General features: G+C 46.6%; 21 protein-coding genes. 6 read left to right on the plus strand and 15 right to left on the minus strand.

The genetic code is table 11. The features are described 5' to 3' along the window. Positions 1–26: 26 nt before the first annotated feature. Together envZ and ompR are read right to left on the minus strand one after the other, a co-directional pair. Complete coding sequence (gene envZ / locus AB4351_RS05250; protein WP_102320999.1) at positions 27–1,322, minus strand: two-component system sensor histidine kinase EnvZ; 1,296 nt, start codon at positions 1,320–1,322, stop codon at positions 27–29. Positions 1,323–1,475: 153 nt separating this feature from the next. Beyond that, a complete protein-coding gene (ompR, locus tag AB4351_RS05255) occupies positions 1,476–2,195 on the minus strand; it encodes a two-component system response regulator OmpR (RefSeq protein ID WP_008218409.1) in 720 nt (239 codons plus the stop codon). A gap of 178 nt (positions 2,196–2,373) precedes the next feature. Between ompR and greB the strand changes: the two genes are divergently transcribed. Further along, positions 2,374–2,856 carry a transcription elongation factor GreB gene (gene greB, locus AB4351_RS05260; protein ID WP_017062470.1) on the plus strand — a complete coding sequence of 161 codons (483 nt, stop codon included), beginning with the start codon at positions 2,374–2,376 and terminating at the stop codon, positions 2,854–2,856. 663 nt (positions 2,857–3,519) lie between these two features. Beyond that, a complete protein-coding gene (locus AB4351_RS05265) occupies positions 3,520–5,850 on the plus strand; it encodes a Tex family protein (RefSeq protein WP_372100127.1) in 2,331 nt (776 codons plus the stop codon). 251 nt (positions 5,851–6,101) lie between these two features. Here the strand turns inward: AB4351_RS05265 and AB4351_RS05270 are convergent, their stop codons facing one another. Then, entirely contained in the window at positions 6,102–6,575 is a 474-nt protein-coding gene (locus AB4351_RS05270; RefSeq protein WP_017063078.1) for a hypothetical protein, read from the minus strand. A 355-nt stretch (positions 6,576–6,930) separates the two neighbouring features. Next, entirely contained in the window at positions 6,931–7,707 is a 777-nt protein-coding gene (gene bioH, locus AB4351_RS05275) for a pimeloyl-ACP methyl ester esterase BioH (RefSeq protein ID WP_017063077.1), read from the minus strand. 93 nt (positions 7,708–7,800) lie between these two features. On the opposite strand from bioH, the gene AB4351_RS05280 reads away from it, so the two are divergent. The 4 genes from AB4351_RS05280 to cysQ all read left to right on the plus strand — a co-directional run bounded on the left by AB4351_RS05280 (position 7,801) and on the right by cysQ (position 10,913). Next, the gene (locus tag AB4351_RS05280) at positions 7,801–8,514 is read left to right on the plus strand and encodes a ComF family protein (protein WP_170962812.1); all 714 of its coding nucleotides are present in this window, start codon (positions 7,801–7,803) and stop codon (positions 8,512–8,514) included. Between the two features lie 109 nt (positions 8,515–8,623). Then, positions 8,624–9,208 (plus strand): Fe-S biogenesis protein NfuA, encoded by a 585-nt coding sequence (gene nfuA / locus AB4351_RS05285; protein WP_004741449.1) that lies wholly within the window; start codon positions 8,624–8,626, stop codon positions 9,206–9,208. Between the two features lie 289 nt (positions 9,209–9,497). Next, positions 9,498–10,049: an ADP compounds hydrolase NudE gene (gene nudE / locus AB4351_RS05290; RefSeq protein WP_017062476.1), complete on the plus strand. Its 552-nt coding sequence runs from the start codon at positions 9,498–9,500 to the stop codon at positions 10,047–10,049. Positions 10,050–10,085: 36 nt separating this feature from the next. Next, a complete protein-coding gene (gene cysQ / locus AB4351_RS05295; protein WP_017062477.1) occupies positions 10,086–10,913 on the plus strand; it encodes a 3'(2'),5'-bisphosphate nucleotidase CysQ in 828 nt (275 codons plus the stop codon). A 119-nt stretch (positions 10,914–11,032) separates the two neighbouring features. Here cysQ and AB4351_RS05300 read toward each other — a convergent pair whose 3' ends face one another. The 11 genes from AB4351_RS05300 to gspD all read right to left on the minus strand — a co-directional run bounded on the left by AB4351_RS05300 (position 11,033) and on the right by gspD (position 21,642). Next, positions 11,033–11,812: a type II secretion system protein N gene (locus AB4351_RS05300; RefSeq protein ID WP_017063075.1), complete on the minus strand. Its 780-nt coding sequence runs from the start codon at positions 11,810–11,812 to the stop codon at positions 11,033–11,035. A 1-nt stretch (position 11,813) separates the two neighbouring features. Continuing rightward, entirely contained in the window at positions 11,814–12,302 is a 489-nt protein-coding gene (locus AB4351_RS05305; protein WP_171732293.1) for a type II secretion system protein M, read from the minus strand. 20 nt (positions 12,303–12,322) lie between these two features. Then, positions 12,323–13,552 carry a type II secretion system protein GspL gene (gene gspL / locus AB4351_RS05310; protein WP_017062480.1) on the minus strand — a complete coding sequence of 410 codons (1,230 nt, stop codon included), beginning with the start codon at positions 13,550–13,552 and terminating at the stop codon, positions 12,323–12,325. Beyond that, positions 13,521–14,570, minus strand: coding sequence for a type II secretion system minor pseudopilin GspK (gene gspK, locus AB4351_RS05315; protein ID WP_017062481.1), 1,050 nt, complete (start codon positions 14,568–14,570; stop codon positions 13,521–13,523). The genes gspL and gspK overlap by 32 nt, the downstream gene beginning before the upstream one ends. Further along, the gene (gspJ, locus tag AB4351_RS05320; protein WP_017063073.1) at positions 14,554–15,321 is read right to left on the minus strand and encodes a type II secretion system minor pseudopilin GspJ; all 768 of its coding nucleotides are present in this window, start codon (positions 15,319–15,321) and stop codon (positions 14,554–14,556) included. Before gspJ ends, gspK begins: the two co-directional genes overlap by 17 nt. After that, positions 15,308–15,703 carry a type II secretion system minor pseudopilin GspI gene (gspI, locus tag AB4351_RS05325; protein ID WP_017062483.1) on the minus strand — a complete coding sequence of 132 codons (396 nt, stop codon included), beginning with the start codon at positions 15,701–15,703 and terminating at the stop codon, positions 15,308–15,310. The genes gspJ and gspI overlap by 14 nt, the downstream gene beginning before the upstream one ends. Further along, complete coding sequence (gene gspH, locus AB4351_RS05330) at positions 15,690–16,283, minus strand: type II secretion system minor pseudopilin GspH (RefSeq protein ID WP_372125303.1); 594 nt, start codon at positions 16,281–16,283, stop codon at positions 15,690–15,692. The genes gspI and gspH overlap by 14 nt, the downstream gene beginning before the upstream one ends. Before the next feature lie 78 nt (positions 16,284–16,361). Beyond that, the gene (gene gspG, locus AB4351_RS05335; RefSeq protein WP_017062485.1) at positions 16,362–16,805 is read right to left on the minus strand and encodes a type II secretion system major pseudopilin GspG; all 444 of its coding nucleotides are present in this window, start codon (positions 16,803–16,805) and stop codon (positions 16,362–16,364) included. Between the two features lie 88 nt (positions 16,806–16,893). Next, positions 16,894–18,114, minus strand: coding sequence for a type II secretion system inner membrane protein GspF (gene gspF / locus AB4351_RS05340; RefSeq protein WP_372125305.1), 1,221 nt, complete (start codon positions 18,112–18,114; stop codon positions 16,894–16,896). 1 nt (position 18,115) lies between these two features. Then, positions 18,116–19,618, minus strand: a complete 1,503-nt coding sequence (gene gspE / locus AB4351_RS05345; RefSeq protein WP_372125307.1) for a type II secretion system ATPase GspE — start codon at positions 19,616–19,618, stop codon at positions 18,116–18,118. Beyond that, on the minus strand, positions 19,618–21,642 hold the full coding sequence (gene gspD / locus AB4351_RS05350) for a type II secretion system secretin GspD (RefSeq protein WP_372125309.1): 2,025 nt from the start codon (positions 21,640–21,642) through the stop codon (positions 19,618–19,620). Before gspD ends, gspE begins: the two co-directional genes overlap by 1 nt. Positions 21,643–21,670: the final 28 nt, after the last annotated feature.

Raw genomic sequence — 21,670 nt, forward strand, 5'->3', positions numbered from 1 at the left:
ATCGTCATCAAACGGACCGATGATAACTAGGGCTTAACCGGGAAACTGATCTGCGCTTTTAAGCCACCTTCACTGCGGTTATTGACCACAACAGCACCTTGATGCTGGCTAACGATACGTTTCACAATTGCTAAGCCCAAGCCCGTTCCTTCGCTACCACGAGCCGTGTCACCACGCGTGAAAGGTTCAAACAGCTTTCCGATCTGGTCTTGTGGAATACCCGGCCCGTTATCTTCTACCGTCACCCAAGCAAGCTTGTTATCCGCCGTCATACCAGTTGATACCTTGACCCAACCATTACCGTAACGCAGCGCATTCACCACCAAGTTGCTCACAGCACGCTTCATTGCGATCGGGTTGCCCAACGCAGGTTTCATGGTTTCTGGAATATCGGTTTCAATCTGGACCTCATAGCCACCTTCAGAGCTAGAGACTTCTCGCGCAATATCATCGACAAACACCGCTTGGAATGAGTCTCTGTCAACAGGCTTTAGGTAATCCATGAACTGACTGATGATCTCGTTACACTCTTCGGTATCACTGATGATGCCTTCCGCCAAATAGCTGTCTTCTGGCGACATCATCTCGGTTGCTAAGCGAATACGCGTTAACGGAGTACGTAAATCATGGCTGATACCCGCCATCAACAAGGCGCGGTCTTCTTCTAGCTCTTGGATGCCTTTCGACATCTGGTTAAAGGCTCGAGTTACCGAGCGAATCTCTTGTGCGCCTTGAACTGGCAATGGCGGTGGAATATCACCTCGCCCGACACCTTGCGCCGCTTTCTCTAGCGCGATCAACGGACGGTTTTGCAATCGGATAAACAGCCAACCACCTGCGACAATCAACAGCGCCATGATCAGACTGTTACGAAACAGTGGTGCAAAATCCTCTTCTTGCAGCTCTGATAACGGAATACGAATTAAAGAGTTGGGTAACTGCGCAATGTCCATCCAAAGCACATAGCTCTCTTTACCCAAGATCAGCCGCACTTCAGTTTCAGAACCCAGCTCCTTGGTCATCTCCTCACTCATCAGGTCGATTGCGACCGCATGGTAATACTCACCCGCCGCTTCGCTGCCCTTGGCGTGAACGGTTACCCCGAGCTGTTCAAGCACACGCTGACGCAATGGCGCATCGATCTCGATATCACTGCCTTGGTCCAATACCAGGTTTAGCTCGTGAGCCAAAATCTTATTAAACTGCTGCAAACTTGGCATCAACGCATAGTTAAACACCGCGTAATAAGAAAAAATTTGGCTAGCGACCAATAGCGTTAAGAAAAGCACTATCGACTGAGTAAAGGAGCTACGTATACGCATGGGGTACCCGAGATGTAGAAAGATAAAGAAAGTGTTATATGACTATAACTCTAAACCATTGTGCTGAATAGAAAACGGGCCATCGCATATTAATGAGATGACCCGTAAGATTCACAGAATCGATAAAGCTACTGTAGAGCTTATTAAGCTGAATTACACAGCTTTGCCATCTGGAACGAATACGTAACCCAAGCCCCACACCGTTTGGATATAACGAGGTTTACTTGGATCTTCTTCCACTAGACGACGCAGACGTGAAATCTGAACATCGATAGAACGTTCCATTGCTGAATACTCACGGCCACGAGCCATGTTCATCAGTTTATCGCGAGACATTGGCTCACGAGCATTCGTTACCAAGGACTTAAGAACCGCAAATTCACCCGAAGTAAGCGGCATTGGCTCTTCACCGCGGAACATTTCGCGAGTACCTAAGTTCAAGCGGAACTCACCAAACTCAACCACAGACTCTTCTGTGCTTGGTGCACCCGGTGCTTCAATGACTTGGCGACGCAGTACAGCTTTAATACGAGCAAGCAGTTCACGTGGATTAAATGGTTTTGGCAGGTAATCATCAGCACCCACTTCCAAGCCCACAATGCGATCCACTTCATCACCCTTTGCAGTAAGCATCAGGATTGGTAGCGAGTTGTTTGCGTTTCGTAGACGACGACAGATCGATAGACCATCTTCGCCCGGCAACATTAAATCCAATACCATCAAGTGAAAATTTTCACGGGTTAACAGGCGGTCCATCTGCTCACTGTTTGCCACGCTACGCACTTGAAAGCCCTGCTCTGACAGATAGCGCTCTAACAGTGCACGTAAACGAGCATCGTCATCGACCACTAAAATTTTGTAGTTTTCTTGCATGTAATGGTTCCACCTATTAAAGCTTAAACCTAAGGTTAAGCATTCTTGGTAAATTGTATATTGGTATAAGACATTAAAAATGTAACATTATTGGAGAAAAAGTCGCCTAAATAATTGTTAACGTATGTTGCCTTTCTATATATTCTATCTTAGATCATCATTTCATTAAGTCAGATTTATGAAAACCAAACTTATTACTCGAGAAGGTTATAACAAGCTCAAAGCAGAACATGACCACTTATGGCACGAGAAACGCCCTGAAATTACTAAGATAGTCACTTGGGCGGCAAGCCTTGGAGATCGCTCAGAAAACGCAGATTACACCTTCAATAAGCGTCTACTTCGTCAGATCGATCGCCGAGTGCGTTTTTTAAGAAAGTTCCTACCTGATGTCACGATCGTTGATTACTCGCCACAACAAGAAGGTAAGGTATTTTTCGGTGCTTGGGTCGAAATTGAGAATGATGATGGGGAAATTAAGAAGTTTCGAATTGTCGGCCCAGAAGAGATCTACGGCGATGCTAAAGGCTATATCTCTATCGACTCACCAATGGCTAGAGCTCTGCTCAAGAAAGAAGTAGATGACGAGTTTACGGTAAAAACACCGGAAGGCGACAAAGAGTGGTTCATTAACTCGATTCGCTACGCAGACAACGAATAACCAAACTTAATAAACACTTAGCGATAAACTGAGTGTTCAGCAAACCCAAACTCCAGATAAAAGAAAACCCCGCAAGGCTTTCGCCTAGCGGGGTTAAGTCTCTATCGCAGCAATCCGGCTACTGTTTATCTCTTCGAGATAAGGTGCTCCCTGCATCTTTCCTTGATAGTGGCTAAATCCTTTAACCAATTTCCTTTTTGTTCATCGCCATCCTAGCGGTGTCCATTCTAGCCTGTCATCCTGACTGGCGAATCTCATCCAGAGATTATCACTTCCTTGCTGACCACTCATCCTAAGTAATCAAATCTTCATCCTGAAGATACCTAGTCCATTAGGCTTTTTCCTGTTCCTGCCAACTCCCTGTCGACAAGTTAAATATTACGGCAAATGGCCGTGTTTCCTAGATAGTCTTAAAAAACATTTCAGGTGAGAAATACGCCCACAAACACACAATCAAATAAAATCAGCAACTTAGTGTAACATCAAGACGATTTCATCGGTCTAAAGCGACTTAGTCTCACATCACTTGTAAGAGATCTCGCACAAAGCGGGTATCACAAACGGAAATTCGACTTCTGACAGGATAATTACACAGTCATAGCTAGAAAAAGCGTACGCTCACCCCCATGTATTTGTCACGATATTAAATAAGAGATTCATCGGATGAGCCAAGCTATCTGTCGACTGATTGCTGAAGAACTGAATGTTCGTTCAGAGCAAGTCATCGCCGCAGTCAACCTAATTGACGACGGTAACACTGTTCCCTTTATTGCCCGCTACCGTAAAGAAGTCACGGGTGGCTTAGACGATACCCAATTACGTAACCTTGATAGTCGCCTTTCTTACCTTCGTGAGCTTGATGATCGTCGCCAAACGATTCTTAAGTCGATTCAAGACCAAGGTAAACTCACGCCAGAACTCGAGCGTGATATCACTCAAGCCGACAGCAAGACTCGTCTAGAAGATTTATACCTACCTTACAAACCAAAGCGTCGCACTAAAGGCCAGATCGCGATTGAAGCGGGCTTAGAACCACTTGCCGACACACTGTGGAATGAACCGCAGCACGATCCAGAAACGGAAGCGGCGAACTTCATCAGCAACGATAAAGGCATTGCCGATACCAAAGCTGCTCTCGATGGTGCTCGTGCGATCATCATGGAACGCATTGCGGAAGACGCAAACCTACTAGAAAAGATTCGCCAACACCTAACACGCAACGCAGAGCTAGTCGCTCGTGTAGTGACAGATAAAGAGCAAGAAGGCGAGAAGTTCAAAGACTACTTCGAGCACAACGAAACACTCAGCAAAGTACCGTCACATCGTGCTCTTGCAATGCTACGAGGCCGTAATGAAGGCTTCTTAACACTGGCAATGAACGCAGACCCAGAGCAAGAAGAAGGTGTACGTGGTTCATACTGCGAAAACATCATCTCTGATCACTACGGCATTACCCTAAGCAGCGCACCTGCGGATGCTTGGCGTAAGCAAGTGATTAGCTGGGCATGGCGCATCAAGGTTTCTATGCACATGGAAACTGAATTGATGGGCGCAATGAAAGAGCGTGCAGAGATCGAAGCGATTGAAGTATTCGCAACCAACCTAAAAGACCTACTCATGGCAGCGCCAGCTGGTCCTCGAGCAACCTTAGGCTTGGACCCAGGTTTACGTACCGGTTCGAAAATCGCTGTCGTGGATTCAACCGGTAAGGTTTTGGCAACAGAAACTATTTACCCTCACCCACCTCAAAAGCAATACGACAAATCGGCACACGTGGTTGAGCAGATGGTTCGTCAATTCAATGTTGATTTGATTGCGATTGGTAACGGTACGGCTTCACGCGAAACCGACAGCTTTGTGGCTGACGTAATTAAACGCGGCAACCTAAAAGCGCAAAAGATCATTGTTAGCGAAGCGGGCGCATCGGTGTATTCCGCGTCTGAACTAGCTGCAAAAGAGTTCCCGAACATGGATGTATCAATTCGTGGTGCGGTGTCTATTGCTCGTCGTCTGCAAGATCCACTGGCAGAGCTAGTGAAGATTGACCCTAAATCGATCGGTGTGGGCCAATACCAACACGATGTGAGCCAAACTATGCTCGCTAAGCGCCTAGATGCGATTGTCGAAGACTGTGTAAACGCGGTTGGTGTTGATGTGAATACCGCTTCGGCTGCGCTACTGACTCGTGTTGCTGGCCTGTCTAGCACCATCGCTCAGAACATCGTGGACTTCCGTGATGAAAATGGTCGTTTTGAAGCACGTACTACACTGAAAAAAGTCGCACGCTTGGGGCCAAAAGCCTTTGAACAGTGTGCCGGCTTCCTACGTATTATGGATGGCAAAAACCCACTGGATGCATCATCGGTTCACCCAGAAGCTTACCCAGTAGTGAAAAGCATCGCTGAGAAAAACCACAAAGACATCAAATCTCTGGTGGGTAACACCGACTTCTTACGTGGTTTGCACGCGGTTGATTACACCAATGAAAACTTTGGTGTTCCAACGGTCACCGACATCATCAAGGAGCTGGATAAGCCGGGACGCGACCCTCGCCCTGAGTTCAAGACTGCAACCTTCGCAGATGGCGTAAACAGCGTTTCAGACCTAGAACCAGGCATGATTCTAGAAGGTGTGGTATCGAACGTGGCTAACTTTGGTGCCTTCGTTGATATTGGTGTTCACCAAGATGGCTTAGTTCATATTTCAGCACTCACCGATCGCTTTGTCTCTGACCCACGTGAAGTGGTTAAAGCGGGCGACATCGTGAAAGTGAAGGTGATGGAAGTGGATGTTCAGCGTAAACGTATTGCACTGAGCATGCGTATGAAGGACGAGCCTGGACAAGACAACCGTGCTCAACGTTCAAGTGCACCTCGTACACAAAACCGCTCGAATCAAAACTCGCAAGGTGGCCAACGCCGTCGTGAAGAGCCGCAACAAAACGCTGCAATGGGTGGAGCATTCGCCGCCGCTTTTGCTAAAGCGAAAAAGTAATCCATTAGCTCATCTAAAAAGCTGATGTGCTTAAAACAGAAAACCTGCATCCCTTAGGGTATGCAGGTTTTTTTATTATGTGTTCAAAAAAGACATCGAAGCTTGGTTGTATTCTTCGTGTTTATACTCAAAATAATTGGAGTTGCAGCTAGGCAACAAGTAAGTTCAGCCCTATGAGCATAGGGGTTCTATGTGATTAGGGTGAACTTACGCAGTTAACAACGCTGCAGCTTCAAGTATGAAGAGTATAATTATAATACGACCAACATCTCTGACGGAGCATGAGGCGCAACAGCATGACCATAATGATACTTTATGACCTTACGTCGTTTCTCCATCTGTCCTTCCTGAATCGCCGCATCTAAAACATGCTTTGGCAGGCGGAAACGCATGGTATAACCTTTGCCTTGATCAGCACTGTATGTTTTCAGTGCCAATAAGCTGAACAGCCGATCAAAAGGGTCTTGTGGCTCTTCTTGGCTAACCGAATTGGCCTCTGACTCGTTCTCCATTTCATAACCTGGATGGTCTGAAGGATCCCAAGCCGACTGCTGCCTTCGTTTATCGTCTGATTTTACCTTACGCTCTGCATTGGTTCTCGCCAATGCTACTGCGGGAGCAACAGGCTCTCGGACTCTATTATCACGCGCAACTTGCTCTGTTTGCACATTAACGGACGGGGCGATTAGTGGCACACTCACTGCAGTTGCAGGTGACACAATCATCGCGAACTCTCCTCAAGAATCGCCCATCGTTTTTGCTATAACGCTGTTGTACTGTGAGTCAGCACAACAGGCATAGCCCAACTTAGCGCAATCAGCTCAGGAGAGAGTTAGGTCTGAGTATCAAGCAACACGTTGGTGTTATACCAATCGTAGTAAATAACTGATCATCCTAGCTTGTTAAAATGCTCGATAACGGCGTTAGATTTTTTGATTGTAGAATAACTACTTATCGAAACTACTTGTCAAAAAAAAGCTGCCTTGTTCTCAAGCCTTTTACCTACGCTATTTTTGAACACTTACTTACTGTGATTGGTATTAGCTTATATATCGACCAAGCCGGATATATATTTAGCAATTATTTTTGTGCGAAGCTGACAAGCTCACTGCAAAAGGCATCCGCTTCGGTCATAAACGGTGCATGCGAAGACTGGGTAAATATGTATTGCTCGGTATGAGGCAAGGCTGTGCCTAAGTCTTTCGCAACCTTGATTGGCACCAATCCATCTAATCGACCATACAAGCGTAGCATTGGTACTGAAATCTCAGGCAGTTGTTCACGCAGATCGACATCCGACAGCATCTTTAATCCTGCCAATAATGAGTCAGGGTTCGGCAACGGGCGAGACAGCACCGCTTGCTTGAGTTGTTTTACATCTTGCCTTGCTGAAGGGCTGCCCATGGCTTGCAATGCCATAAAGCGTTCGATGGTGGTTTGGAAATCTTCAACCAGTTGCTCGGTGAATGCGCTTAATACGTTGGGCTGAATGCCTCGCCATAACACGGGCTCTTTTGCAGCGGCGAATTTGGGAGAACTGGCGACAGTCACCAGCTTGCTCACGTAATCTGAGTGATGGAGAGCCATGTGCGTTGCGACCAAGCCTCCAAGTGACCAACCCACCCAAATCGCTTGCTTTGGTGCTTCGGCCAAAAGCTGCTGAGCAATCTCTTCAAGATCTTGAGCGTGGCAGTGCGCGCTGTGTCCATACCCTGGTAAATCGACAACATGCACTCGAAAATCAGCTTGTAATGCATTAACGGTTTGTTGCCATACCGCACCGTTCATTCCCCAGCCGTGAACCAGTACTAAATCAGGCCCTTGCCCAGAAACATGCCAATATAACGCGTCACTCATTCTCAATATTCCCTACTTTTTCCATCAGCGATAATCCGCGCTTTTCAGTATGGTGAGCAAAAGGAACACCATAACCCAAAAGCATCACGAGCTATGTTATCCGATTGGCTACAAAAACACACACCACGTCTGGTCACACCTCAATGCCACCTGTGCAAACTTGATAAACTGCCCAGTGATACACATCCTCGATGGTGCAATTCTTGTCTCAAACTCTTTCAGCCAGTACCACGCTGCCAACGATGTGGTTTAAAAACACTGCTCACAGTAGAGCAGTGCGGACAGTGCTTATCTCAACCTCCACCTTGGCATCGCCTCTACTGTGTCGGCGATTACACCTTCCCTACAGCAGGTTACATTCAGCAAATGAAGTACGCTGATAAGTTTTGGTTTGCACGTGATCTATCTAAGCTATTGGCATCACGTATCGAATATCCTGCTCCGCTGATCACCAGCGTGCCGCTGCATTGGCGTCGATATACTCATCGCGGCTTTAATCAAAGTAAGCTGCTAGCCGACTACACGGCTCAAGAGCTTGGCGTTGAAAGTGATGTGCTCTTTCGTCGAATTCGCTCAACGGCTTCCCAGCAGGGGCTGACTAAATCCGCACGATTACACAATCTAAAGAGCGCTTTTGCGCTGCGAAAACAAGACGTTCAAGGAACTATCCCCTCTCACGTCGCGATAATTGATGATGTTGTAACCACCGGCAGTACTGTGTATCAATTATGCCAATTACTACTTGAAGTGGACGTTAAAAGGATTGATATTTACTGCATCTGCCGCACTCCTGAGCCCTCTGGATAAAAGCTGTGAATCACTACTTGTACAGCAATCCAACAAAAAAGGGCTGAATTACAAATCTGACAGGAGTAGAATGGCGCTAATAACCTACAAATCTACTCAGGTATTCGTCGTGTCAAATATTACTATTACAGAAACAGCTCAAACTCATTTTGCCAATCTGCTGTCACAGCAGCCTGAAGGTACAAACATTCGTGTGTTCGTGGTAAACCCGGGTACACAAAACGCAGAGTGTGGTGTTTCTTACTGCCCAACAGATGCTATCGAAGCGTCTGACACAGAGCTTAAATTCGAAGCTTTCTCTGCATACGTAGATGAGCTAAGCCTACCGTTCCTAGATGAAGCTGAAATTGACTTCGTTACTGACAAAATGGGCTCTCAGCTAACGCTTAAAGCACCAAACGCTAAGATGCGTAAAGTCGCAGACGATGCACCACTTCTAGAACGTGTTGAATACGCAATTCAAACACAAGTTAACCCACAACTTGCTGGTCACGGCGGTCACGTTAGCTTGGTAGAAATCACTGAAGACGGCGCAGCTATTGTAGCATTCGGTGGTGGTTGTAACGGTTGTTCTATGGTTGATGTAACGCTAAAAGAAGGCATCGAGAAAGAACTTCTTCAACAGTTTGAAGGTGAACTGACTGCTGTTCGTGATGCAACTGAGCACGATCGTGGTGAGCACTCTTACTACTAATCACTGATTTAGTGTTAGTTGTTATTTGAAAGGTTGATGCGCAAGCATCAACCTTTTTTGTTATGTGGATAAGCAAGTTAGGACTATCGCGTTCTCTCTATACTCTTTTGCTATACAACCATATTTTCACCTCGTTACCATCTTGAGTAAGGTATTCAAGTGATCGTAATCGATTCCTGCTTCAATAATTTTCGGATATGAAAACTCGGATCTAGGAACTCAAGGTCATTTCCCCTATATTAGAATGACTTTATAAGAAAGAATTCCAATGAGCTAAGGAGCGAGCGCAATGACGAAAAGGACCAAGCCAGAGATTTTGGCTAAACAAACTGTCGCTCAATCAAGACTATTCTCTATCGAGTCTCTCGACTTACGCTTTTCAAACGGCGAAGAGCGCACTTACGAACGCATGAAGCCCAGCGGGCGCAACGCAGTGATGATGGTTCCTATTACTGAGCAAGGCGATATTCTATTAGTACGTGAATATGCAGCGGGAACTGAACGCTACGAACTTGGCTTTCCAAAAGGGCTGATTGATCCAGGTGAGCAGCCAAACGAAGCCGCCGTTCGCGAACTCAAAGAAGAGATAGGCTTCGGTGCCAACAAGCTTACTCCGCTGAAGGAAGTGATCCTTGCACCCTCTTACTTCTCTAGCAAAATGACGCTGTTTATTGCAGAAGACCTCTACCCAGAAAAGCTAGAAGGTGATGAGCCAGAGCCTCTCGATATTGTGCGCTGGCCACTTGCTCAAGCCGAAGAACTGTTAACACATCTCGATTTCTGTGAGGCTCGGAGTATTACAGCCCTGCTTTTAAGCCTTCGTGTATTAAACAATAACTAGAACATTCAGGCTCGCTCTAAGAGTAAGAGAACATTTATGCCAATAACAAAAGATTTGTCTCACCTCCTACCCTCTGTCATTGAGATTGCTCGCTCTGCTGGTCAACTCATCTTAGAGATCTACGAGAAAAAGGATTACGAAGAGTTCATTAAGAGTGATGACACTCCAGTAACCAGTGCCGATCTTGCAGCACATAAGCTGATATTAAAAAAACTCAGTGAATTGACGCCTGATATTCCCGTATTATCCGAAGAAGACGCCGACATCAGCCTAGAGCAACGCTCTCAATGGGATCGCTACTGGTTAGTTGACCCACTGGACGGCACCCAGGAGTTCATCGCACGAAGTGGTGATTTCGCGACAATTATCGCCCTAATCGAGCATAACAAGCCAGTGATGGGCGTGGTATACGCACCCGTTTCAGGTGTGAGCTATTACGCTTACAGTGGCAAAGGCGCTTGGAAGATCCCAGACCTTAATGACAGCGTGAAAATCAAAACGCATCGTCACGAGCTGCCAAACCAGTCAATCGCCATGGCGATCAGCCGTCGCCAGGACATCAATCGCATCACTAGCCGTATGAGCTCAGCATGGAATTATGATTTGGTTCCTCTAGGCTCAGCAGCGCTTAAGGCCTGTTTAGTCGCAGAAGGCGCTGTGGATTGTTATCTGCGCCTTGGACCAACCGGAGAGTGGGATACCGCCGCAACGCAGTGCATTGTTGAAGAAGCTGGCGGACGTATCTTAAGTACTCAACTAGAACCGCTTTCGTACAATGAAAGAGAAACGCTAGAAAACCCGAACTTCATTGTACTCGGTGATGCAGATTTACCGTGGGTAGAAATTTTGCAAGGCAAAGACTAGGCGAGTTTGCTCCCTTTAACTGTCAGATATCCTCTAGATTCTCAGAACAAACAAAACGGGCACCTCAGTGAGGTGCCCGTTTTTTATATCTCGTAATTTAGTGACCCTTAGCCGTTTAGCTAAAAACGACCTTGATAAGTAAACTGGTACTTACCTTGGCTGTCAGGATTACCCAACCATTTAAGCTGATTTTGCATCGTTGGCGGGAATTCAACACCCGGTTTAAACCACGCTGCAGATGTGTAGCGCTGGTTAGATGTTAGACTCGCTGAGAACTCACTGTCTACTTGAGTGCTCTTCTGAACGCCTTTGGCTGCAATTGTACTGTCTTCACAGGTTATGTCCGCAATCACAGGACCAAGGTCTAACGAACCAACAGGTGAATCGACTGCAGCACCAGACCAAGCCACAGTACCTTCACCAGACTGACACCAAGGTTGAGCATGAACCGCATGCTTGATCGTCAGCTCAACCTTTCCACCAATTGAAACCGGGACTGGAATGGCTGGGGCGTATTTCATCACGTTCATAGCAGGCATTGAGGCCACTAAGTTCTCTGCATACGCGCCACTCATGCTGTACCCGACACGCCCTTTACCTGACAAGTTCATGTCGCTGTTACGACCAAAACGAACCGCCAGTTCTGCTTTGGCTTGAAATAGCTTAGAAAACTGGAAGTCCCACTGCACTGAACCGTAATTAACACGCTGCCAGGCGATATTATTGGCGCTGCCCTGCCAAACCGTTCCTTCAACACCTTCAATATTCAAGCCACGCACAGCCGGTGCATGTTTGAGTACAAAAGAGGCCGGTAGATGCAGCAACAGACTAACCGAGAAAAAGACAATAAAGATGCCGCCAAAAAGTAAACCTAACTTCAAAGATAAACCGCGTTTCACATTAACCTCGTTTAAACTGTAGTCGGTTGACCTCAATAACCCCTGGGTTATCGGAGCGATCAATGTCCATAAACTCAACTTCGACACCCTGCTTCTCTTTCAAGTATGTCAGCCAATCTAAGAACTGATTAAAAGGCACAGGTTTCACCCAGACTTGCAGCATCTCGCCACGCGGCTGAACTCGAATTAATTCAATCTTGAAACGACGCATAGAAGCTGGTACAGATTGATTCAGAGGCTGGCTAGCAACAATCCCACCACTTCCTCGCAGCTCCACCACTTCGTTGGCTTTATTGGTTACCCAAGTCAGCAGTTGCTTCTCACTTTGAATACGGGTCTGCGCAAGTTCAGCTCGCTGACTGAGTGGCTGGATTAGCCCCCAATAAACGACACCGACCACCAATAGAATTGAGCAACCAATCACTAGTCGTTGCTCTCTTTGACTTATTGAAGTCCACCACGCTTGGAGTGGCTCAATCATATTTCTCATCACTGATCTCCTTACGCAGGTTATTGATGGGGTTTAAGAGTAAAGCTGCCAAATACGGCATCACCATTACGATTCAATGGCCCTTGCTCAACGGTAAACTTCTCTTCAAGTTTCACTCGCGCAGTCTCGAAATATTGGAAGTCAGTACTTTTCGCTTCCAATCTCACCTCTGAGCGGTTGCCGTCGTAGCGAATACTATTCACTTCGATGGCTTTCACTTGTCCTAAAGTTTCTGGCAGTAACGCTAGCCATCCAAGTAAGGAATCACCATCACCCGAGCCACCATACTTCTTAGCTTCGTCGTTCATCTGGCGCTTAAGGTAGCTGACCGTCGGAATACGTTGCTTGCCCGGAAGTACGCTTCTAAAAATACGTTCACTCTCCGTTCGGTACGCTTCGGCTTGTGCTTCGTACTGCTGAACCTTTAAGACTTGCTGAGTGACGATCACCGCCACCAGCAAACAAGCTGCGATCGCTACTTTTTGCCATACACGCCAGTACTTACTGAATGAAGATTTGGTTTTAAAGGTGCCAGTCAGTAAGTTTACGCCACTTGTAATGGCTTGTTGGCTCAGTAAAGACATCACCAGTTCCGCAGGTTTAGCTTGCCACTCAATGCCACTTTGCAGTTGAACGTCATCACTTGGCAGTGCGGTGTAGCTAAAAATCGTTGGTGATTGCTCTTCGTCATCTAAGGCAACCCAATCGCTTTGTAAGAACATCGCTAGCCACGCCTCATTGATCGACACTGCTTGATAGTTGCTTTGACGCAATAACCAATGTTGGTCGATCTGCAGCGCACTGATGCCCTGATCTTCTAAAGGCAACGCTAAGGTATCAGGCAATACTTTACGAAAGATAATGTTCGCTTCGCGGAAAGTATCCAGCGCCTGCTTAAGCCAATCACGTTCCACACCACACACTGTCGCGTGCGTTGCGTCTTTCTCTAAAATAGTCAGGTGTAAGTCTTCGATATCTTGTGCGACTTCGTCTTCTAATAAAAACGGCAGCATAGAATCGAACTGGCGAGCAGCACCTTTCGGGATCTCAACACGCTTAATTAAGCATTCATTTCCCGGCAATAAAGCGATACAGCTACGCTTTTCAGCGTAAGGCGTTAACTCATCCAGCTGCTCCCAGCTAGACAGTTCGCCACTTGCTATCACTTCTTGTTGGCTTGTCGACCAAACTAACCACTGCACAGGGCTTTGTGGTTCGCTACTCAGTCGAACGGTCAGAAACTCGCTCACTGATTCCTCCAAAACGACGGCGTACTACCGTCACTGTTTCTCGATTACTACTATAGAAAAGCGTCCGTATACGTACACGTGACTGCTCAACTAATACCTCTGCATCTAGCTCAAAATAGGCGCTATCTACAGTTAAATATGCTTTCGCTTTTTTGCTGACTTCGGCACTCACACCCACAATAGCAGGCTCAGCCATAAACGCATCCACCGTATCCCAACCATCGAATGGGCGTTTGTCTATCAGCTGTTTGGCATCCGATTCACTTAAGCCGGGGGCAAACATCGCTTCCAATAACGGCGCCTGCTTTTCCGTAAGAGTATTCACATTCAAACGGAAATCGTCGCTCGGCAGAGCACAAACAAAGGGGCGAACCTTATTCATCACCTCACCAGTGACTTGATAAACCGAGCGTAGCTCGGACTCATCGGCCATTAAGCCATTCGCTGCCAAATAAGATGGCTTCATCGCCTCATAAGTACTGTCTTCTACACCAGCTGAAGAGGTGGTTCGGGTATCACTATCAACAAATTCCCAGCTTGAATGTGCAATAACCTCGGCCTGATAAGGCTCAACATCTTGGTTTTCCAACAAGGTTTGCCAAACCGTAATTAAATAAGGTGTTTGGTTACTTGAAGTCGTCGCCACACCAGCCAACGCATTGAGATTAAAACATGCCTGAGCATCAACAATACGGCCTTTAACTTGACCATAATCCAACGGGTATACCTGTTCTTCTAACGCCCATGGTTGACTCAAGTTGACGGTATCACTGTCTTTGTAGCTTTGCCTAATGCCGTCTTGCACCAGCGCTTCGACACCAATGCTGTACCAGTAAGCCTGTTGGTAATTCAGTTGATTGCCCACGCGCTTAAATTGAGTAAACAGGCGTTCCGACATACTGCCTGCGATGGTTGCCATTATCGCCAGTAGCATCAGGATAATGATCAGCGCAACACCTCGCTGCTTGCGCCCCATGGCAGACCTTGTCAGTGCAAACTTATTAGTTCGATGAGTCATTATTCCCCTCATTACTACTTGAAGAGTCACTGTTTGAAGAATCATCGGCCTGATCTAGCGTGCCACCAGGGGTGAGATAAATACGCTCTATCTCACCATAATCTTTCAAGGTTAGCTTTAACCTTACCGCTTTCGGTAGCGATTTGTCGGCTTGCCACTCTTTCCCCCAGCGGCTTCCGTCATAAAACTCGAATTCCAAGCTTTCAACATCATCAAGCAAAGGCGTAATCACACCTTCTTGTCCTGCAGGAGTATCGGGGTAGCGCCACCACACACGCTCAAGCGTTTCTTCTTTAATGCGGTAACCCACTTTGGTGACTTCTCCGCGAGGAAACTGCTGCTGTGGGTTATGCCAGCCAAGGCGAGTAAACATGATGCCAACGCTGTCGGAATCCAGTAAATACTCTTTAATTAAGATCAGCTTAGATGATGCTTCTTCACCGTTGGTACGAAATTGTCGCACCGCCATCTGGCGAAAATCATTATCTAAAATGACTAAGCTACGTTGCAGTTGATTTAAACGAGCACTGCGCTCGATTGAAAGCTCGTTGCTGCGCTGAACCTGATTTACTACCTGATAAGCCGCCATGCTTAACGTGGCAAAGATAGCGATCGAGACCAAAACCTCAATTAAGGTAAAGCCTCTCCCTTTCGAAGATAGTCCTTGTTTACGAGGCACACGCTTATTGGCGGACATGCTCTTACTTAGCGACTTGCTCTGAGCTAACGACACGCTTTTACTTGACCACATAGCTGCGCACCGTGACCACTGGAGAAGCTTGTTTACTGGTTGCCACACTCACATCAAACGCCTTTAATAAATCATCGCTAGTATCGATTGGCGTGACCTTCCAAAACCACTCTCTCTCGGCCAACTCTTGTGTGCCCTGCGCTTTTTTTAGCTTCTCAGGATGCAGCATCACCAAAGCCATTTGATTATCAACGACCATAGCCGCGAAGGTTTTTTCTTCGAGATAACTGAGGGTATTGATGTGCTGAGTAACAGCACGAATCACACTGATCGCCGCAGTCGCAAAGATAGCGAGCGCAACCAATACCTCAAGCAGCGTCATTCCTCGAGAACCAAGGGGCATACCACGAAAACGATAAGGAGAACGGTTATTCCTCTTCATCTTCTTCTCCCGGTTCTAGCAGTCGAATCACACCATTGTCCAATACTCGAATACGCCAACCATCTTGTATGGTGTCTCCGGTATTTGGATAAAACGACAATACAAATGGCGTCATTTCAGCACTCGACAAGATGTAGATCTGTGGTGGTTTCGGCTTCTTTTCCTCTTCAAGATCAGCAAACATATCTTCATCAAACAAGCTTCCTGGGTTGAACAACCGATCATCGTCTTCCCATGCGCCACCACCTAAGGTCAGTGACAATGCGAGTTCTTCCGGTAGTTCAGTTAAAGAGGGGATTATTTCAAAATCGACTTCTTGCCAGCCTTCAGACTTAAGCGCCATCAGTACATAGGTCGATTTCTTTTCATCAACTCGAACGCCAAAATCTAAGCCGCTCAAAATAGCCTCTTCATCGAGTAATTGAACTCGCTGATAAAAGCTTTGAGCGTATTTTTTAGCAACATCTTTGCTATTGGTAGGAATGGTCGCGATCACCGCAACCGCCGTTACTGACAGTAGTACCAACACCAAGAGAATCTCAATCAAGGTGAAACCTGGCTGTGTTTGCTTAGTTTTCACCTTTAGACTCCATCTGTTTACGTCCTACCATCAATAACGTATCAAGCATCAATAACGAATCAAACAATAAGCTGAAGCTTATTGGAAATCCTGCATGTTCCAGTTGCCGATATCCGCCGCAATACCTTCACCACCTTCTTGGCCATCAGCACCAAGAGTGAAAATATCAATAGTGCCGTTATCACCAGGGCTTAGGTATTGGTACTCGTTACCCCATGGGTCGTTTGGCAGACGCTTGATGTAGCCACCGTCGCGGTAGTTACGAGGCTCTGGGCTGCTTGGCTTAGAAACCAATGCATCAAGACCTTGATCCGTTGTTGGGTAAACGCTGTTATCCAGTTTGTACATATCTAGCGCGTTCTCTAGCGCCACAATATCAGTGATGGCTTTTTGTTGGTCAGCCTTCTCTTTGTTACCCAATAGGTTAGGTACAACAAAGCTCGCCAATACGCCAAGGATAACCACAACAACCATCACTTCTAATAGGGTAAAGCCTGATTGTTTCTTCATTCTGTTTTTCATTATTTTCTCCAAATTACAGACAGCGAGTTGAAGGTAATAATGTCCTTCTTCTCGTTAATCCAAAAACTAACGTCTTATGAGCAGTTGATTAACCACTCATCAAATTATTCATTTCAAGCATCGGCATCAGAGTCGCCATCACAATGAACAGCACTAAGCCTGCCATCAAAGCGATAAGTGCTGGCGTAAAGATACCTAACGCGATATTCACGGTCGATTCAAAGCTTTGATCCTGGTTATCTGCCGCTCTTGTTAGCATTTGCTCTAACTGACCACTCTGCTCACCACTGGCGATCATATGCAGCATCATTGGAGGGAAGAGTTTGGTTTGATCGAGCGCTTTACGCAGGCTTGCCCCTTCTCTAACACTGTCTGACGCCTGCAGTACTTGTTGCTTCACATGGTGATTCGACATTACATCAACCGCAACCTTCATCCCCTCAAGGATAGGAATCGCACTCGAGGTACAGATAGAGAGTGTTCGTGCAAAACGAGAGGTATTAATTCCTTTCGCGACCTTGCCGATCAGTGGAATGCTTAATAGCTTGCGATCCCAACTCATGCGAACACCCGGCTTTTTCAGAGCGGTCTTAATCAACACAATCACACCGATGATCAACAACAGTAATTGGATGCCCCAATTCTGGATAAATTCACTCGATGCCAATAAAAATTGTGTCGATTGAGGAAGTTCTTGGCCCATTTGGATAATCGGTTCAACGATCTTAGGTACCACGGTTGCCAGCAGGAACGAAACAATCGTCACCGCAAACACCACCAGCACCACAGGGTAGATCATCGCTTGCAGCAACTTAGAGCGCATCTTCTGACGGTTTTCTGCGTAATCAGCCAGTCGCTCCAATACCGCATCTAAGTGACCCGATTTCTCACCAGCCGCGACCATGGCTCTAAACAGTTCATCAAAGATATGTGGGTAATCAGCCAAGCTATCGGCTAGCGAATAACCTTCCGTTACCTTCGAACGAACCGCCAGTAACATGGTTCGAATACGTGGCTTTTCAGATTGCTCCGCCACGGCTTTCAAGCACTCTTCTAGCGGCATGCCTGATTGCACCAAGGTGGAAATTTGGCGAGTAATCAAAGCAAGGTCTGGCGTGCTGATACCACGCTTAAAGCTGGTCGAAGGCTGTGCACCTTTCGTCGTTTTAGCTTTAGCTTCGGTCATCTCAACCGGCATCAAGCCTTGTTCTTTGATTCTTTGGCGAGCCTGACGAGCGTTATCCGCTTCAATCGAGCCTTTTTTACTTTTGCCTTTGGCATCCAGTGCTTTGTATTCAAATGCCGCCATACTAGACTTCCTTGGTCACTCGCATCACTTCTTCTAGGGAAGTTACCCCTTTCAGAACTTTGCTCAAGCCATCATCTCGAATACTTGGTGTTGTGCCACGAATTGCTTTCTCAATCGCCTGTTCGCCAGCCTCACTGTGAATCAGCTCTTGTACCGAATCGTCAATCATCAATAGCTCATGAATACCAGTACGGCCTCGATAGCCTTTGTGACCGCAGCTTTCACACCCTTTGGCATGGTAAAGCGTTAGGCTGTCTTTCTTCTTCAACCCAAACAGTTTCTTCTGCTCTTTATCGGCTTCATAAGGTTCTTTACATTCGTTACATAAAGTACGAACCAGGCGCTGAGCCAAAACACCCAGCAGTGAAGAAGAGATCAAGAAAGGTTCAATGCCCATATCACGCAGACGTGTAATCGCACCAACGGCAGTATTGGTGTGAAGGGTCGACATCACTAAGTGACCGGTCAAAGAGGCTTGAACAGCGATCTCTGCGGTCTCTAAGTCACGTATCTCACCAATCATTACCACATCGGGATCTTGACGAAGAATCGCACGTAAACCACGCGCAAAGGTCATATCAACCTTAGGGTTCACTTGTGTTTGACCAATGCCATCAATATCAAATTCAATTGGGTCTTCAACGGTAAGGATGTTGCGTTCGTTGCTGTTAAGCTCTTGCAGGCCAGCGTACAAGGTCGTTGATTTACCTGAGCCTGTCGGGCCAGTCACCAAGATAATGCCATGTGGGCGCTGAATCAGCTTACGGAAGTTTTCATGGTTTTCTGCTGTCATACCTAAACTGTGCAAGTCTAGACGAGTGGCGTTTTTGTCCAACAGACGCATTACCACACGCTCACCGTGCGAAGAAGGCATGGTTGAAACACGAACATCAACCGCTCGGCCACCAATACGCAAAGAAATACGACCATCTTGTGGCACGCGTTTTTCCGCAATATCCAATTTAGCCATAACCTTTACACGTGACACGAGCAGCGGAGCCAGTTTACGGCTTGGCGCTAGAACATCACGCAGCACACCATCAACTCGGAAACGGATACAAAGTGACTTTTCAAAGGTTTCGATGTGTATATCCGAAGCACCCTCTTTGATCGCCTCACCCAGCATCGCATTGATTAACTTGATGATTGGTGCATCATCTTCTGATTCAAGTAAGTCTTCGTCTTGAGGCAGTTCTTCCGCTAGTGAGAAGAAATCATCACTATCAGCACCAATGTCTTCCATGAGCTGACGAGCTTCCGACGAGTCACGCTGATAAGCATCGGTCAGTTTTTTATCAAACTCATCGAGAGTAATCGCTTGTGGCGTGAAACCATTTTTCACAACACGACTCACTTCAATGATCGCCGCCGATTTCAGTGGCTCAACATAATAAAGTATCGGTGCGCGCTCTGGATGTTGATACTCCAACACCATCTTATAGCGATTCGCAAAGCTAAACGGCAAGCGCTGATAAGTACGTGCCGCCCCTACCAATTCAGCCATTATTCTGTTTCCATCTGATCAATGAAGGCTTGAAGTTCAGCCGGGTAATTCATGCTTTCGCCAAATTTAGGCAATACCGGGATGTTATCGTCTGCCATTAATTTCAGTCCTTGCTCAGCCTTGTACAACTGCTCAGCACGGATGAAGTTGTATTTACGCTGCGTGATACCATCGGCTGTCATACCATCACGAATAATGGTTGGTTTGATGAAGACCATTAGGTTCTTTTTCTCAACCTGAGTACTGGTTGATTTGAACAGGTGTCCTAGAACAGGGATATCGCCCAAGAACGGCACCTTAGATTCACTTTCCAGCGCTCGCTCGTCAATCAAGCCACCCAGCACCAGCATTTGACCGTCTTGAACAATCACTGACGTATTTAGCTGACGCTTAGCAAAACGAACATCTACTGCCCCGTTTGCGCCTAATACGTTCGATACTTCTTGTTCTATTTGCAGCTGAACTGAGTCACCTTCATTGATTTGTGGCACGACTTTTAGCTTGATACCCACTTCTTTACGTTCAACCGTTTGGAATGGGTTATCGTTACTTGAGCCTGCGGTCGAGCCAGTTAAAACAGGCACCTCTTCGCCCACAATGAACGACGCTTCGCCGTTATCCATCACGGTGATACTTGGAGAAGATAGGATATTTGAATTTGAATCGGTCGCTACTGCACTGATCAAGGCAGTCCAGTCACCCATCACTACGCTCATTGCCGCGCCATTAACGCCAGAAAGAGCAGAAGCTAACGTTGAGTAGTCACCGGATTCTGTGGTCGTTTCATTACGCAAAAAGGCGCCATTATCATCATAGACTGCGGTGGTCGTTTCAGTGTCTTTCGCTTCTTCTAAACCAACCATTACGCCACCGATTGACGCACCTGTGTTGCCATACTGAATCACAGCACCAGTATCAAGGTTACCCCATTGCACACCAAGGTTAATGCCATCACCCTCAGCCATCTCGACAATTAGGGCTTCAATCAATACTTGAGCACGACGAATATCCAACTGTGCGATCACATCTTGAAGCGCATTCATGATGTCCGGTTGTGCGGTAATCACCAAAGAGTTGGTATCACTGTGAGCTGAGATCACCACTTTGTCACGTTGAGATGAGCTACCTTTAGTTGATGTTTGCTTCTCTGATTGCAGGTTGTCCGACACGCCTTTCAGCACATCGACTAAATCTTCTGCTTTGGCGTATTTAAGGTAAATTACTTGGTTGTTGCCCTTGGTTGCCATTTCCACATCAAGCTGTTCAATCAACCTTCTTAAACGGCTACGTACCTTAGGGTCACCTGAGATAAGGATCGCATTGGTACGTTCATCGGCAACTAATTTAGGTTGTAGGAAGGCTGGTGTGTTTTGGGCATCAGTGGTTTTGCTTAGTGCATCAACGATACGTACCATTTCTGCCGCAGAAGCATTCTTTAGCTCAACGACTTCAATCTCTTTATCACCCGCTTGGTCAACACGCTTGATGATTTCAGCTAAACGGTTTACTACCGCCGCTCGGCCTGTAATAAGGATGATGTTGGCTGGGTCGTAGTGCACAACGTTACCCGCGCCTGCATTGTCGTTTAGTTGACGAAGCAGAGGAGAAAGTTCACGTACCGAGACATTACGAACCGTCACAACACGTGTCACCACATTGTCGCCTTTGATCGTGTCACTGTCTCCAACGACTGGAATTGCCGATGTTTTCGAATCTTTGGCCTTGATGATCTTAAGAACACCCGAGTCCATTTCGACGACTGCATAGCCATACACCTCTAGTACGTTTAAGAAGAAGCTGTAATATTGCTCTTCATTCAATACGTCGTAGCTGCGTACATCGATTTTTCCGCGCACCGATGGATCAACGATGATGGTCTTCTCTAGGTTACGACCAACAATATTAATAAACTCTTGAATGTCAGTGCCCTTAAAGCTGGCACTAAAATCACTCGCGATGGCTGCGGGTGTGCAGATTAAGCTTCCTGCCAATAACCATGCACTTTTCTTAAACCAATGCTTCACGTACTTCTCCTACACTTTCGTCCTTCGT

The sequence above is a fragment of the Vibrio sp. 10N.261.51.F11 genome (genome assembly GCF_041471665.1).
Taxonomy (GTDB): Bacteria; Pseudomonadota; Gammaproteobacteria; order Enterobacterales; family Vibrionaceae; genus Vibrio; species Vibrio crassostreae_C.